This is a genomic window from Nocardia uniformis NBRC 13702 (assembly GCF_001613345.1).
In the GTDB taxonomy this organism is placed as follows: domain Bacteria; phylum Actinomycetota; class Actinomycetes; order Mycobacteriales; family Mycobacteriaceae; genus Nocardia; species Nocardia uniformis.
Map to the genome: position 1 here is coordinate 1 of NZ_BDCE01000076.1, position 15,373 is coordinate 15,373.

13 protein-coding genes are annotated in these 15,373 nt (G+C 65.4%); 9 read left to right on the forward strand and 4 right to left on the reverse strand.

What is annotated here, in order from left to right:
- Positions 1-201: 201 nt before the first annotated feature.
- The 3 genes from NU1_RS28925 to NU1_RS28935 all read right to left on the reverse strand — a co-directional run bounded on the left by NU1_RS28925 (position 202) and on the right by NU1_RS28935 (position 4,658).
- Complete coding sequence (locus tag NU1_RS28925) at positions 202-1,665, reverse strand: HNH endonuclease signature motif containing protein (RefSeq protein ID WP_067526426.1); 1,464 nt, start codon at positions 1,663-1,665, stop codon at positions 202-204.
- Positions 1,666-1,967: 302 nt separating this feature from the next.
- Positions 1,968-3,194, reverse strand: a complete 1,227-nt coding sequence (locus NU1_RS28930; protein WP_067526428.1) for an acyl-CoA dehydrogenase family protein — start codon at positions 3,192-3,194, stop codon at positions 1,968-1,970.
- 75 nt (positions 3,195-3,269) lie between these two features.
- Positions 3,270-4,658, reverse strand: a complete 1,389-nt coding sequence (locus NU1_RS28935; RefSeq protein WP_371859853.1) for an acyl-CoA dehydrogenase family protein — start codon at positions 4,656-4,658, stop codon at positions 3,270-3,272.
- A 233-nt stretch (positions 4,659-4,891) separates the two neighbouring features.
- Here NU1_RS28935 and NU1_RS28940 point away from each other — a divergent pair, with 233 nt between their 5' ends.
- On the forward strand, positions 4,892-5,158 hold the full coding sequence (locus tag NU1_RS28940) for a hypothetical protein (protein ID WP_067526432.1): 267 nt from the start codon (positions 4,892-4,894) through the stop codon (positions 5,156-5,158).
- A gap of 81 nt (positions 5,159-5,239) precedes the next feature.
- Positions 5,240-6,691, forward strand: coding sequence for a glycosyltransferase family 39 protein (locus NU1_RS28945; RefSeq protein WP_067526435.1), 1,452 nt, complete (start codon positions 5,240-5,242; stop codon positions 6,689-6,691).
- Between the two features lie 323 nt (positions 6,692-7,014).
- Here the strand turns inward: NU1_RS28945 and hisN are convergent, their stop codons facing one another.
- Positions 7,015-7,800, reverse strand: coding sequence for a histidinol-phosphatase (hisN, locus tag NU1_RS28950; RefSeq protein WP_067526437.1), 786 nt, complete (start codon positions 7,798-7,800; stop codon positions 7,015-7,017).
- 140 nt (positions 7,801-7,940) lie between these two features.
- Here hisN and NU1_RS28955 point away from each other — a divergent pair, with 140 nt between their 5' ends.
- The 7 genes from NU1_RS28955 to recQ all read left to right on the forward strand — a co-directional run bounded on the left by NU1_RS28955 (position 7,941) and on the right by recQ (position 15,348).
- Entirely contained in the window at positions 7,941-8,792 is an 852-nt protein-coding gene (locus NU1_RS28955; protein WP_067526439.1) for a helix-turn-helix domain-containing protein, read from the forward strand.
- 382 nt (positions 8,793-9,174) lie between these two features.
- A complete protein-coding gene (gene prfB, locus NU1_RS28960) occupies positions 9,175-10,290 on the forward strand; it encodes a peptide chain release factor 2 (protein WP_067526441.1) in 1,116 nt (371 codons plus the stop codon).
- Positions 10,291-10,314: 24 nt separating this feature from the next.
- On the forward strand, positions 10,315-11,175 hold the full coding sequence (locus NU1_RS28965) for a mechanosensitive ion channel family protein (protein WP_067526443.1): 861 nt from the start codon (positions 10,315-10,317) through the stop codon (positions 11,173-11,175).
- Positions 11,162-11,359 carry an Rv3103c transmembrane domain-containing protein gene (locus tag NU1_RS42380; protein ID WP_503826553.1) on the forward strand — a complete coding sequence of 66 codons (198 nt, stop codon included), beginning with the start codon at positions 11,162-11,164 and terminating at the stop codon, positions 11,357-11,359. Before NU1_RS28965 ends, NU1_RS42380 begins: the two co-directional genes overlap by 14 nt.
- Before the next feature lie 57 nt (positions 11,360-11,416).
- A complete protein-coding gene (gene ftsE / locus NU1_RS28970) occupies positions 11,417-12,106 on the forward strand; it encodes a cell division ATP-binding protein FtsE (protein WP_067526445.1) in 690 nt (229 codons plus the stop codon).
- Positions 12,106-13,011 (forward strand): permease-like cell division protein FtsX, encoded by a 906-nt coding sequence (gene ftsX / locus NU1_RS28975; RefSeq protein ID WP_067526447.1) that lies wholly within the window; start codon positions 12,106-12,108, stop codon positions 13,009-13,011. The genes ftsE and ftsX overlap by 1 nt, the downstream gene beginning before the upstream one ends.
- Positions 13,012-13,224: 213 nt before the next feature.
- On the forward strand, positions 13,225-15,348 hold the full coding sequence (recQ, locus tag NU1_RS28980) for a DNA helicase RecQ (RefSeq protein ID WP_067526563.1): 2,124 nt from the start codon (positions 13,225-13,227) through the stop codon (positions 15,346-15,348).
- Positions 15,349-15,373: the final 25 nt, after the last annotated feature.

The following is a 15,373-nucleotide window of genomic DNA, read 5'->3' on the forward strand; positions in this document are numbered from 1 at the left end:
GCATCCCCAAACCCCTGCCTACTGGCAGGGCCGAGCGCCGTGAACCTGCCAACAAGACGATGGCACGGGCATAGCCGCTCGCTACCTGAACAGACTCCTGCCGATCCGGCCAAATCACTGACCGCACTGTTGGATTGACGGGAACCCCGCCGGACATGATGACGCCGCCCCCGCCACGGTCGGGGTGGCGAGGCGGCAAGGTCATGTAGGGGTGTCGGTCGCCGTGTCGGGCGTGAGGTATTCGCCCGGGTGATGGAAGTGATTCATCCGAGGCCTGCGGTGGCGGTCGTAGTGGCCGGGCGGAATCCATTGCGTCCGACCGGCTCTACGATGCCCCGGTGGTGCCACCGCGGCCGACCAGTCGGTCTCGGTGACCCCGGCGAGCTTGTGGTGTGTCTCGCACACCAAGGTCAGCTGGTCGGCATCGGTCCGCCCACCGGTGAACCACTCGGTGCGGTGGTGGGCTTGACATAAGTACCCGGGCTTTCCGCAGCCGGGGAACGTGCACCCGATATCGCGGGCGTGCAATACGATTCGCTGATTGGCCGTCCCGAGCCGTTTCGACCGCCCCAGGTAGATCGGCAACCCGTCGTTGTCGAATACCGCCAGGTAATGCCGCGCGTGCGCGGCCAGCCGCAGCAGGTCCCGCATCGGCAGCAGGCTGCCCCCACCGGTGACCACCGGGATCCCGCTCGCGAGCGGCGCATCCGCATCGGTGCTCTCGGTGACCGCTTCCCGGCCCGCGGCTTCGAGTTCGGTCAGGGTGGTCGACACGATCACCGTCACCGGCAATCCCCGGTGCTGGCCGAGTCGCCCGGAGGCGAGAGTGTCGCGCAGGACGGCCTTGAGCGCGTCGTGCTGTCGCTGTTCGGGGGTGCGCCGATCCCGTTGCACCACTTCGGCGTCGGGGTCGTCGTCCAAACACGGGGTGGCGTCCTCGGGATTGCCGACACCGGGCTTGGCGCCCTTGGCCAGTATCGCCTCCAGATATGCCCGCAACTCCGGATCGGCGACCAGCGTGCACACGCTCATCAGATCCGGTCCCTGCCGACCGACCCGCAACGACCGCCGTCGCGCCCGGTCGAGGTCGGAGAAGTTGCCGTCCGGATTGAGCAGCGCCTCGAGCCGGTCGGCGGCCTTGCGCAACTGATCCGGGCGCAGGGTGCGCGCGTGGCGGGCCAGTTCGGCTTCGGCCTGCGCTGTGGTGCCCGCGTCCACGGTGGCCGGGAGATGGTGCAGCGCCTCGCGAATCACCTTCACGTGCGCTCCACCGATCACCCCTTCGCGCTGTGCGGCGGCGGTGGCGGGCAGCGGCGGCTCGAGCAGCTGCCCGGTGTGGGCGGTGTGGTAGGCCAGGTCGTCGGCGGCCCGCCAGCGTGCCCGCGCCTCGACGGGGCTGATCCGCAGCCCGTCGGCGAGAGTGTCGATGAGGTTGTTGGTCCCGAAATCGGTACTGCCCCACTGCTCGTGCAGTTGCGCCACCACCTGCAAACCGATCCCCGGCAGGGCGCGCACCACGGTTTCGATACGTTGCAGCACCGCCAACCGCTCCGGATTGGACAACACATCGGTCCGCGCGGACCGCAACTGGGCGAGTCCCGCTTCGAGCATCGACAGCGCCGCGTCCATCGCCGGATCGGCGATCGGGGCAGGTGTCGAATGCATGTTCGAATTCTATCGCACCCGAGAAGCGACACGCTAGTAAAAATACGCTCTCACCTGCGGTTTGGCGTGTCGCAACTGATCATGCGACCGATTCCACCCCGAACGCGCTCCGTGCCCGAGCGCGCCACCCAGCCACTAACCCACGCTGGAACGCGAGACGACGGCCCTCAACCACAGATTCCGGGCGATGACGGCCCAGCGCCGGCCCGAGATGCCTCACAATCGGCTCGGCCGCTTCCCGGAAAAGAGAAATCGGCGCGAGCCCTGAACAGGACTCACGCCGATTTCCCTTGTACTGCTGGTTACTTCAGCTTGTCACTCGACAGCCCCAACACCCGGCGAGCCACAATGAGCTGCTGGATCTGCTGGGTGCCCTCGAAGATGTCGAGAATCTTCGAGTCGCGGCTCCACTTCTCGAGCAGGGTGCGCTGCGAGAAGCCGAGGGGACCGGCGAGCTCGACGGCCTTCAGCGTCACATCGGTGCCCATGCGGCCGGCCTTGGCCTTGGACATGGATGCCTCGAGGGAGTTCGGCTTCTTGTTGTCGGCCATCCAGGCGGCGCGCAGCGAGAGCAGGTAGGCCGCTTCCCAATCAGCTTCCAGGCGCAGGTACTCGGCTGCGGCGGCGTGCTGGTTGTTGGCGGGGATGTCGTAGGAGATCTCGATGCCCGCGTCGGTGAGGATGGTGCGCAGTTCCTCGAGAGCGGCGCGGCCTACGCCCACGGCCATGCCCGCGACGAGGGGGCGGGTGTTGTCGAAGGTCTGCATGACCCCGGCAAAGCCCTTCTCCACGTTGACTTCCGGGCTGCCGAGAATGTTGTCCTTCGGGATCCGGCAGTCCTCGAAGCGGATCTCGGCGGTGTCGGACGCCTTGATGCCGAGCTTGTGTTCGAGGCGGGACACGGTCAGGCCCTTGGCATCCCGGGGGACCACGAAGGACTTGATGGCGGCGCGGCCCTTGGTCTTGTCGACCGAGGCCCACACCACGATGTGGGTGGCGCGCGAACCGGCGGTGACGAAGATCTTGGTGCCGTTGAGGACCCACTCGTCGCCGTCGAGGGTGGCGGTGGCCGTGACGGCGGCCGAGTCCGAGCCGAAGGACGGTTCGGTAATGGCCATGGCGGCCCACACCTTGCCGAAGCGGCTCAGCTGCTCGTCGGTGGCGACCGCGGCGATGGCGGCGTTGCCGAGACCCTGGTAGGGGATCGACAGCATCAGGCCGACGTCACCCCACGAGGTCTCGAGCGCGTTCATCAGCGCGGACATATTGCCGCCGTTGGTATTGCCCAGCAGCTCGGTGGCGTGGTTGTCGCCTTCGTTGGCCTTGCGGCCGCCGGTGGCACCGGACACGTCCTGCGAACCGGAGTCGGACAGGCCTTCCACCATGGCGGCCATGGTGTCCAGCTCGACCGGGTAGTCGTGCTCGGCCAGGTCGTACTTGCGTGAGGCGGGACGGAAGATTTCCGCGGCGACCTGGTGGGCCTGATTGGCGCTGGCCCGGAGCTTCTTGGGGAGTTCGAGATTGATCATTGTTGTCTCCGTGTGTGCAGATGTCCCTGTGACGCGCAGCGTCTCCCTCGAGGGTGGCGGCGGGGACGGGGCGGGCTAGACGAGGACGATGCCTTCGGCGACACCGATACCGCGCAGATCGCGGTACCAGCGCTCGACCGGGTGCTCCTTGGTGAAGCCGTGGCCGCCGAGCAGCTGCACGCCGTCCAGGCCGATCTGCATGCCCTTGTCGGTAGCCAGCTTCTTGGCCAGTGCGGCCTCGCGGGCGAACGACAGGCCCTGCTCCGCGCGTGACGCACCCCGCAGGGTCACGAGACGGAGACCGTCGAGCTCGATGGCGATATTGGCGACCATGAACGCGACCGCCTGGCGGTGCGCGATCGGTTCACCGAACGCCTCCCGCTCCTTCACATACGGAATCACGTAGTCCAGCACGGCCTGACCGGTGCCGGCCGCCAATGACGCCCAACCCAGCCGGGCCAGCCGCACCGCGTCGGCGTAGTCCTCGGCCCGCTGCGCCGCATCGGCATCGCCGAGGACGGCGGTGGCGGAAACCGCGACATTGTTCAGCAGCAGCCGACCCAGACCAGCGGCGCGCAGGCCCATGGACGGATCGGCCTCGACCACAACACCCTCGGTGTCGGACTCGACAATGAAGAAGGCCGGGCGGCCGTCGAGCTCGGCGGCGACGATGAACAGCTCGGCGTCACCGGCGGCGGGAACCAGGCTCTTCACTCCGTTGAGCCGGTAGCCGCTGGGGGAGCGGGTGGCCTTGGTCTGTAGCGCGAACGGATTGAACAGCACGGTCGGCTCGCTGATCACGACCGACGCCTGCGGTACGTTCTCGCCGGTGAAGGCACCCAGGTAGGTCTTCTGCTGTGCGTCGGTACCCCACTGTGACAGCGCGACCGCGACACCGCTCGGCGCCAGGATCGGCAGCGCCAGGCCCATATCGCCGTGCGCCAGGGCCTCGGCGACCAGCGCGTTGGTGACCGCGCCGCGCTCGGAGGCGGCGCCGTCCAGCTCCTCGGGAACATTGATGAGGGTGATGCCGAGTTCAGCGGCGCGCTCGAGCAGATCGCGCGGAGCCTTGGCGGCATTGTCGGCCTCGTAGGCCGCCGGGCGCAGGATCTCGCCGGCGAACTCCTGCACGGTCTCGACGATCATCTGCTGCTCGTCGGACGGGGTCAGGTCGAAGTAGTCCTTGCCGCGGGACTCGTTGGCGGGCAGCCGCTTCGGGGCGCCGCCGCCGGACACCTTCTCGAACACACGGGTCGCCGCGCCGAGGGTCCGGAAACCGGTCTTGGTGCCCTCGTAGGTAATCCGCTCGATCGGCTTACGAAGCTTGTACTTCTCGGCCAGCTCGGAGCCCGTGATGGTCGTCATGACCCGCATCGCGGCGCCCATCCAGTCCCGCTTGACCGGGTTGAGGCCGACGGCGGAGGTATCCCGCTTCGTTGCGGTGTCTCGAGTACTCATAATCACCAAGTTCTCTCGGGTGTGTGGGGTGATCCTGCCCAGCAATCTTACTCCTGAGTAAGACTATCTTACTTCAGAGTAAGAAAGCCGTCGAGGGTTGTCGAATCGCCTGGTCGGCGCGGGCGCGTCCGAATGAGACAGACCGTACCGGTAAGTAGTGAAACAAACTTGCTTCAAATGGGTGCGCGCTGGGTTACCGTGGTCGCGCATCATCCGCCCCCGTAAGGAGGTCGCTTTCCATGAAGAAGCTCGTGGCCACGGCCGGAGCCTTCGCCGCTCTGACCATTGCCCTCGCACCCGTAGCCTCGGCCACCATCCCGCTCGAGCCCTATCAGCCGATCCAGGCACCGGCCAAGGCCGGTTCCATCGGTACGGAGTTCGGCAGCAGCGGCAGCGCCAGCGAAGTCGGTTCCAATTCCGCCCTGCCCAAACCGGGTGGTGGAAACACCGATACCGATGTCGGCATCGACACCAACTCCGCCGGTTTCGACCTGATCCCGGACTGACGCGGCGCGTACCGGCGCGGACACCGCAGCTGCGGCGTCGGTACCTGCCCCGATCGGAGCCGCATCTGGCACCGTTGCGATATGTACTGGATAGCGGGGATTTTCGCGGCACTGCTGGGCGCGCTCGCGAACGGATACGGGTATCACCGCGACGAGATGTACTTCCTGGCGTCCGGGCGGCGACTCGACTGGGGATACGCCGATCAACCGCCGCTCACGCCACTGCTGGCGCGAGCGATGTTGGCCATTGACGCCGATTCCCTGATAGTGCTGCGACTTCCGGCCATTGCCGCGGCCACCGTCATTGTCATCTGCGCCGGACTGGCCGCCAAGGAACTGGGCGGCGGTCGAATCGCGCAGGTCCTCGCCTCGGGGTCGGTCGCGTCCGCGGCATTGGTCATGGTCGCGGGACATACACTCGGCACCACCGTTATCGATCTGGCCGTGTGGTCGGGTGTGCTGGTGGCGGTATTGCGACTGCTGCGACCCGAATCCGAGCCGCGCACATGGCTATTGGTCGGTCTGCTCGCGGGTGTCGGATTGCAGAACAAGGCCCTGATGGCTGTGCCGCTGGCCGTACTCGCGGCGGCCGTGGCCGTGCTGGGCCCGCGAAAGATATTCGCTACCAGGTACTTTGCCTTGGCCCTCGCTATCGCCACCCTGATCGTGCTGCCCTACCTGTGTTGGCAGGCGGCCCACGGCTGGCCGCAATGGGAGGTGAGCCGGGCGGTCGCGGGTGGGTCGTCGGGGACCTCGGATACCCCGCTCACCTTCGTACTCTTGCAGTTCGGGCTGATCGGGCCGCTACTGGTACCGCTGTGGCTATACGGACTGTGGTGGTTGGCGCGGCGGCCCCGATATCGTGCGTTCGCACTCACCTATGGCCTGCTGTTCGTGGTGTACGGGATCACCGGCGGCAAGGCGTACTACCTGGGCGGGATGTATCCGCTGCTACTCGCCGCGGGAGCGGTGGGAATCGAGCGGTGGCTCGCCGCATCCGACAGGTCCGGTGTTGATCGCCGAACCCGCAGGGTCGCACTGGGTTCCGTGGTCGTGGTCACTGCCGTCGGTTCGGCACTGCTGTTCCTACCGGTGCTGCCCGTCACTGCCGTCCCGGATTCGCCGGTGCTGGCGGTGAACTACGACGCGGGCGAGACCATCGGTTGGCCCGACTATGTCCGCCAGATCGCCGAAGTCCGATCCGAGGTGGCCCCCGACGCCGAATTACTCACAGCCAACTACGGAGAGGCCGCCGCCATCGAACATTTCGGCACGCAATACGGACTGCCGACACCGCACAGTGGCCACAACGCCTACTGGTGGTGGGGGCCACCAACGGATGGACGGCCGGTTATCACGATCGGTCTCTCGTTGGAGCGTGTCCAAACGTTATGTGCCGAACCCGAACTGGTGGGCCGACTGGACAACGGGCTGGGTGTCGACAACGACGAGCAGAATCAGCCCATGTTTTTGTGCCGTACCCTGCGGGAACCTTGGTCGGAGCACTGGCCGATGATGCGTCATATCGGATGATGCTCGCCCACAACGAAATTGCGGTTTCTCGACTTCAAACCTACTTGTTTGCACAGCGATTCGCTGCATAGCGAAATTTGTATTGCAAGGACAGTTGTCCTGTTATTTCGATTCGGTCACTCCAACTGTCAAGGGCCACTACGTTTTTCGGTAGGACGAAAGGAGGGATCGCACATGTTGTCAGGACTCGTCTCGGTAGTTGTAGATCTGGTCAGTGGCCTCGTAGGCGCACTGATTGGCGGCGGAGGATCCGGTTCGGCCTAACGCCGACGATGACCACCCCGAACACCCCCGCACTCCGGGGGTGTTCGGCATTTGCGGGGTCAGGCGGCCAGGGCGGCGAGGGTCACGTCGTGCAGCAGGGAATTGGTGGCCACCGCATTGCCGCCGTGCGGGCCGGGGGTGCCGTCCAGCGCGGTGAACCGCCCGCCCGCCTCCCGAATCAGAATGTCGAGCGCGGCCATATCCCACAGCGAGAGTTCCGGTTCGGTGACGATATCCACCGCACCCTCCGCCAGCAGTGCGTAACCGAAGAAGTCGCCGTAGCCGCGCACCCGCCACACCTCATCGGTGAGGGTGATCAGCTTGTCCCGCCGCCCCAGCGCCTTCCATCCCGCCAGGCTCGAGATCGCCAGGCTCGCCGCACCCAGATGAGCCACCGCCGAGACCGAGATCGCCCGGGGCTCACCCTGTTCGAAGCTGCTCCAGGCCCCGGCATCCTGCGCGGCCCACCAGCGCCGCGACAGCGCGGGCGCGCTCACCACACCCACCACCGGTACGCCGTCTTCCAGCAGCGAGATGAGCGTGGCCCACACCGGCACCCCGCGCACGAAGTTCTTGGTCCCGTCGATCGGGTCGATCACCCACTGCCGTCCACTGAATTCGGCATCGCCGCCGAACTCCTCACCCAGCACCAGGTCCTCGGGCCGCTCGGCCCCGAGGATCGCCCGCACCTCCCGCTCCACCGCGAGGTCGGCATCGGATACCGGGGTCAGATCCGGCTTCGAATCGATCTTCAGATCGAGCGCACCGAACCGGTCGCGGGTAATCACATCGGCCGCGTCGGCCAGCCGCAGGGCGAGTTCGAGGTCACTGGAGTACGAGGTCACGCAGCAAACGTTAGCGGCTCGGGGCACTGCGGCACCTCTCGAGGCAAACTTCCCGCACGCTCCCGGGTCAGGCCCGGCCGCGGCGAGGGTGGTAGTGGCAGGGCCACTCTCCGTGGCTCGCGGATTGCTACGTTCGAGGCGTGAGTGACAACGAGCTGGGTCTGTTCCTGCGCACCCGTCGCGAAGCGGTTCCGCCCGCCTCGGTCGGACTGCCCGTGGGCCCGCGCCGCCGCACGCCCGGCCTGCGCCGCGCGGAGTTGGCGATGTTGGCCGATGTGAGCGTCGAATACATCACCCGACTCGAACAGGGGCGCGACCGGCACCCCTCCCAGCCGGTGCTGATGGCACTCGCGGATGCCCTGCGCATGACCTCGAGCGAGCGCATTCACATGTACCAGATGGCCAAATCGAGTTCGGGCTTCCACTGCCTGGGCGGTGCGCAACCCAATCGCGAAGTGCGCCCGACCATCCGGGCCATTCTGGATCGGCTCGAGCCGACCCCGGCGGTCGTGGTGAATCGGCTCACCGAGATCTTGGCCAGCACCGAAGGATTCCGGGCTCTCATGGACCAATCCGGCCTCTTCGACGCCGGGCTGCCCGCGAATTTCGCCCGCTATATCTTCACCGACGAGCGGGCGCGCACCGCCTTCCCGGACTGGGAGCACACCGCCGACAGTGTGGTCGCCACCCTGAAATCCGGGCCGTTCCGCGCCGATCGCATGGTCGCGACCCTGGTCGACGAACTATCCCTGACCGTCGGCGCACCCTTCACCGATCGGCTGCTGTCGATCCCGAGCCTGCCCGCCGCCAGCGGAATTCGCCGCGTAGTCCATCCAGAGGCCGGAGATCTGCGACTCGCCTACGAGCCCCTCGACCTCTCCGCCGACGATGACCAGCAGTTGATCGTGCACCTGCCCGCCGACGAGGCGACCGCCACCGCACTCGATCGACTCATCGGCCGCAGACCGGGCGGACTTCGCGCCCTCGGCTGAGCGATAGCGGCAAACCGACTGTGCCGTAATAAATCTCGCGTGCCATCCGCCGCATCCGCGCGTACCATGGCCGACCATGAACGATCACACTCTCGGCCGGACGGCCACCCCCGAAATCTCCGGCGACACCTTCGAACACGCCTGAACAGAGTCGGCCCCGACTCGCTTTTCGGTGCGCAAAGTGACAACTGATTTCGCAACGGTCGGGGTAACTCCTGGGGTACCCCCAAAATCGGGCTCGCTCCTGACCGTCGGCACGCGTGCAAAACGGAAAACGGCACTGAGCCGGGCGCTGAAGTCTCGGGGAGGCGGGGGAGCGCTGGAGTCTCGGGGAGGCGGGGGAGCGCTGAAGTCTCGGGAAGGCGGTATAACCTTTACAGTCGTGCATCCTGACGTCTCTGCTGATCTGGCCGAACTCGACGCGACTCTCAAGACCGTGGAGTCGGTGCTCGACCTCGATGAGTTGGTCCGCCGTATCGACGAGCTCGAACAGCAGGCCGCCGATCCGGAGCTGTGGAACAACCAGGAGCACGCGCAGTCGGTTACCAGTGAACTTTCGCACGCGCAGACCGAACTGCGCCGTATCCGCGATCTGCGGCAGCGGCTCGAGGATCTCCCCGTGCTCTACGAGCTGGCCGAAGGCGAGGAGGGGGAGGCGCACGCCGCCGCTCTCGCCGATGCCGATGCCGAGCGCACCGCCCTGCATATCGATGTGGAGGCCATGGAGGTCCGCACCCTGCTGTCGGGCGAGTACGACAAGCGTGAGGCGCTGGTCAATATCCGCTCCGGCGCGGGCGGTGTGGACGCCGCCGACTGGGCCATGATGCTCATGCGCATGTACGTGCGCTGGGCCGAACGGCACAAGTATCAGGTGGAGATCTACGACACCTCCTATGCCGAAGAGGCGGGTATCAAATCGGCGACCTTCGCCGTCAAGGCCCCCTACGCCTACGGCACGCTCTCGGTGGAGATGGGCACACACCGGCTGGTGCGCATCAGTCCCTTCGACAACCAGGGGCGTCGCCAGACCTCCTTCGCCGAGGTCGAGGTGCTGCCCGTGGTGGAGACCACCGACCACATCGAGATTCCCGAGGGCGAGATCCGCGTCGATGTGTACCGCTCGTCGGGCCCCGGTGGCCAGAGCGTCAACACCACCGACTCCGCGGTGCGGCTCACCCATATTCCGACCGGCATCGTCGTCACCTGTCAGAACGAGAAATCGCAGCTGCAGAACAAGATCTCGGCCATGCGCGTGCTGCAGGCCAAACTCCTCGAGCGCAAGCGGCAGGAGGAGCGCGCGGAAATGGATGCGCTCAAGACCAATGAGGGTGCGTCGTGGGGCAATCAGATGCGTTCCTACGTGCTGCACCCGTACCAGATGGTCAAGGATCTGCGTACCAACTACGAAGTGAACAACCCGTCGGCGGTCCTCGACGGTGATATCGACGCCTTCATCGAATCCGGAATTCGCTGGCGTATGCAGGAGCCGAGCCAGTAAGCCACAACCGGGGGTACACCACCGATGGACCACACGATTCTCGCCGCGGGCACCGGCTCCGATCTCACCAACTGGCTCCGGTCCAGCGGGCTCGAGATCGTTCTGCTGATTGTCGGCGCCATGCTGTTCAGCCGGTTCGTGACCTACATTCGCGATCGGGTGACCCGCAGAATCGATGCGGGCTTCCACAGCAGTGATTCGCTCGTGCGGTCCGAGGCGGCCAAGCACCGGCACGCACTCGCCCAGGTCCTCACCTGGGTGGTGCTATCGCTGGTGTATTTCCTGATTGCCTTGGAAGTGTTGCGGCGCTTGGGCTTTCAACTCGGTGGGCTGGTCGCCCCGGCCGCGGTGCTCGGTGCCGCACTGGGTTTCGGCGCGCAGCGCGTCGTCCAGGACCTACTGGCCGGCTTCTTTCTCATTACCGAAAAGCAGTACGGCTACGGCGATGTCGTGCGCATCTCGGTATTGGGGTCACCACAGGAAGCCGAGGGTACGGTAGAGGACGTAACATTGCGGATCACGACTTTGCGTAATGTTGATGGCGAAGTGGTAACAGTTCCGAACGGCCAGATCGTGAAAGTGATCAACCTATCCAAGGATTGGGCCCGGGCGGCTATCGACGTGCCGGTACCCGCGACCGCCGATATCAACCGGGTCAACGAGATCCTGCACGAGGTCTGCGCGAAGGCGTTCGCCGACCGCAAGCTGAAAACGCTGCTGTTGGACGAACCCACCGTGATGGGTGTCGAAGATCTCACCGTCGACCAGATGAACATCAAAATGGTTGCCCGGACGCTTCCGGGCAAACAGTTCGAAGTGGGGCGCGAACTGCGGGTGCGGGTAGCCGCGGCGATGCGCCGAGAGGGTTTGAGTGAAACTGCGTAAGTCCACGATCAGCTCGATCAAAACGCGTAGATCCACGGCAGTCCTGATGAGCGTGTGGGTCGGAACCTTCGTGCTCTACCTGTTCGTGAAGCCGGAAGCGCCGGAGAATCCGGGCTATTCGCCAATCGTCAACAGCGTGCTCAGCAACAATCTGCCAGCCGAGGAGACCTCACCTCCCCGCTAACCCCCAGCCTGCGCGGCGCATCGGCGCGCCGCGCGCCGCTGGCTACACTGGCTCTCCGTGATAGCACTGCGGAACGTCACCAAGTCATATAAGACCTCGACGCGACCCGCGCTGGATAATGTCTCCGTCGACATCGCGAAAGGCGAGTTCGTCTTCGTGATCGGACCCTCCGGCTCCGGTAAGTCGACTTTCATGCGGTTACTACTGAAGGACGAGAAGCCGACCTCGGGCGAAGTGTGGGTGACCGATTTGCGAGTGGATAAGCTACCCGCGCGCAAAGTACCGAAACTGCGTCAGCGCATGGGTTGTGTCTTCCAGGATTTTCGGTTGCTGCAGCAGAAGACGGTCGAGCAGAATGTCGCGTTCGCGCTGGAAGTAATCGGTAAGAGCGGCTCCTTCATCAGCCGCGCGGTCCCCGAGGCCCTCGATATGGTCGGCCTCTCCGGTAAGGCCGATCGCCTGCCCAGCGAACTCTCCGGCGGTGAACAGCAACGCGTCGCGCTGGCGCGCGCGTTCGTGAACCGGCCGCTGGTCCTGCTCGCCGATGAACCCACCGGCAACCTCGACCCGGATACCAGTCAGGACATCATGACGCTGCTGGAACGCATCAATCGCACCGGAACCACGGTGGTGATGGCCACCCACGACAACACCATTGTCGACGCCATGCGGCGGCGCGTGGTGGAGCTCGACCGCGGCCGCCTGGTGCGCGATGACGAGACCGGTGTGTACGGGGTGGGCCGCTAATGCGCTTCGGATTCCTATTCGGCGAGGTGTTCACCGGTCTCCGGCGCAACATCACGATGACCATCGCCATGATCCTCACCACCGCGGTATCGCTGACCATGCTGGGCGGCGGTCTGCTCTCGGTACGGATGGCGGATAAGGTCGAGAGCTTCTATATGGATCGGGTCGAGATCCGGCTGTATCTCGATGAGGTCGTCTCCCAGACCGATCCGGACTGCCTGGCGGAGCCGTGCAAGGCCCTGCAGGCGGATCTGAAGGCGGATCCGAATGTGTCGAGCGTGCAGTTCGTCAATAGCGAAGAGGCGGTGAAGGAGGTCAAGGAGACCACCTTCAAGGATCAGCCGGGATTGGCCGACGAGGTCAGCAAGGACGGGCTGCCCGCGTCCTTCCGGGTGAAGTTGGACAATGCCGAGGACTATCAGGCGATCTACGAGAAATTCGCGACGCGGCCCGGGGTGATGACGGTCCTCAATGACAAGGACATTGTTGACCGACTGGTCAGCTTCTTTGTCGGATTGCGCAATGCCGCCTTCGGTTTGGCAATGCTGCAAGCGCTCGCCGCACTGCTGTTGATCGCGAATATGGTGCAGGTCGCGGCATTGGCGCGGAAGACCGAAGTCGGCATCATGCGGCTGGTCGGCGCGACCCGCTGGTACACGCAGCTGCCGTTCCTCCTCGAAGCGGTGCTGGCCGCGCTGGTGGGTTCGGCGCTGGCGGTGGCGGGTTTGTTCATTTCCAAGCCGCTGGTGATCAATCGGGCGCTGGGTGACCTGTTCGACAATCGGGTGTTGCCGGGTATCACCGGAGACGATATCGCCGCGGTGTCGATGATCATTCTCCCGGTGGGTGTGGGATTCGCCGCACTGGCCGCGTATCTGGCGCTGCGGTATTACGTGCGGGAGTGAGACCCCGTGTCATCCCGGCATGCTTTTGGCCGGGATCCACTGCCGATCAGGTGGATTCCGGCCAAAAGCACGCCGGAATGACGTGGCGGGCCCCATACATGGGGTGCGTGCGAGGACAAGCGGTGCGAAGTCGCGCGGCCTGTGCACTACAGCGCTCGCCTGTCCTCGGGTATCCGTAGGATTGCTCGCGTGAGTGCCCCGGAGATCGAAACCATGCCCGCCGGTGTCAACGCTGCATCCGCTGAGTCCGTCACCGAGTCCATTACTGACTCCGTCAAAACGGATGCGGCACAGGATGTTCTACAGCGGGTATTCGGCTACGACAGTTTCCGTGGGCCGCAGCGCGACATTGTCGATCAGGTGATCGGCGGTGGCGACGCACTGGTGCTGATGCCCACCGGTGGTGGTAAATCGCTCTGCTATCAGATCCCCGCCCTGGTGCGGCCCGGCGTCGGTGTGGTGATCTCGCCGCTCATCGCGCTCATGCAGGATCAGGTCGACGCGCTCCGGGCGCTCGGCGTGCGCGCCGGATTCCTCAACTCCACCCAGTTCCCGGACGAACGGCGCGCGGTGGAGGCGCAATTCGTGGCGGGGGAGCTCGACGTGCTCTACCTCGCGCCGGAGCGGCTGCGGCTGGAGTCGACCGCGCAGTTGCTCGATCGCGGCACGATCTCGGTTTTCGCCATCGACGAGGCGCACTGTGTCTCGCAGTGGGGCCACGACTTCCGGCCCGACTATCTGGCGCTGTCCATGGTGCACGAGCGCTGGCCGGATGTGCCGCGCATCGCGCTCACCGCGACCGCCACCGAGGCCACTCGACGGGAGATCGCCGAGCGCCTGGACCTGACCAAGGCCAAGCATTTCGTCGCCAGCTTCGATCGCCCCAATATCCAGTACCGGATCGAGGGTAAGAACCGCGCCGATCAGCAACTACTGCAGTTCATCAATTCCGAGCATGCCGGCGATGCGGGCATCGTCTACTGCCTGTCGCGGAATTCGGTGGAGAAGACCGCCGCCTTCCTCAGCGCCAATGGCATCACGGCGGTCCCGTACCACGCGGGGCTGGACAATCGCACCCGTGCGACCAATCAGTCGCGATTCCTGCGCGAGGACGGCCTCGTCGTGGTCGCCACCATTGCCTTCGGTATGGGTATCGATAAGCCTGATGTCCGCTTCGTCGCCCATTTGGATCTCCCGAAATCGGTCGAGGGTTATTACCAGGAGACCGGCCGTGCGGGACGCGACGGCCTGCCGTCCACCGCCTGGATGGTCTATGGCCTGAACGACGTTGTGCAGCAACGCAAAATGATCGAATCGTCCGACGGTGACCTCGCTCATCGACGCCAATTGAACCTGCACCTCGACGCCATGCTGGCCCTCTGTGAAACCGTCCAGTGCCGTCGCACCCAGCTACTCAACTACTTCAGTCAGTCCAGCCGGCCCTGCGGCAACTGCGATACCTGCCTCACCCCGCCGGAAGCCTGGGACGGCACCGTCGCCGCGCAGAAGGCGCTGTCGGCCGTGCTGCGCCTGAAACGTGAACGCGGACAAAGCTTCGGCGCGGGCCATATCGTCGATATCCTCATCGGCAAGCGCAATCCCAAGGTCGAACAGCACGCCCACCACGAGCTCAAGGTCTTCGGCGCGGGTACGGAACTGCGCGATATCGAATGGCGCGGCGTCATCCGCCAGCTATTGGCGCAGGGGCTGCTGGCCGTGCACGGCGACTACGGCGTCCTCACCCTCACCGAAGCCAGCAATAAGGTGCTCTTCGAAAAGCAGCAGGTCATGTTCCGCCGCGAACCCGAACGCACCAAACCGGCTCGAACCCCGAAGGCCGCCAAGGGTTCCCGCCTCGCCGCCGCGGATCTCGCGCCCGGTGACGCGGACCTCTTCGAAAAGCTCCGGGCCTGGCGGGCCGCTACCGCCAAGGAGCAGGGCGTCCCCGCCTACGTCGTCTTCCACGACGCCACGCTGCGCGAAATCGCCGCCCGCAAACCGGGTTCCATTGCCGACCTCGGCACCATATCGGGGATCGGCGAGAACAAGCGCGCGAAATACGGTGCGGGCGTGCTGGAGGTCATCGCGGGCAGTCCGGTCGCCGCGGAGGCTCCCGCTACGGCGAAGCCCGTGGCCGCGGCGAAGACGGCCGGCACCCGGACCGCTCCCACAGACGCGAAATCGGCTACCGCGCCGAGGAAAGCCGTAGCCGAGCCGAGGTCGACCCCAGCGCGTGGCAGCCGTCCAGCGCCCGCTGCTTTCGATGTACCCGACGACATCCCACTGCCGGAACCGCCGCCGGACTACGACGAGTTGCCGCCCGATGGCGCGTGGTGACGCGAAACGTTCGATGAGTATCAGC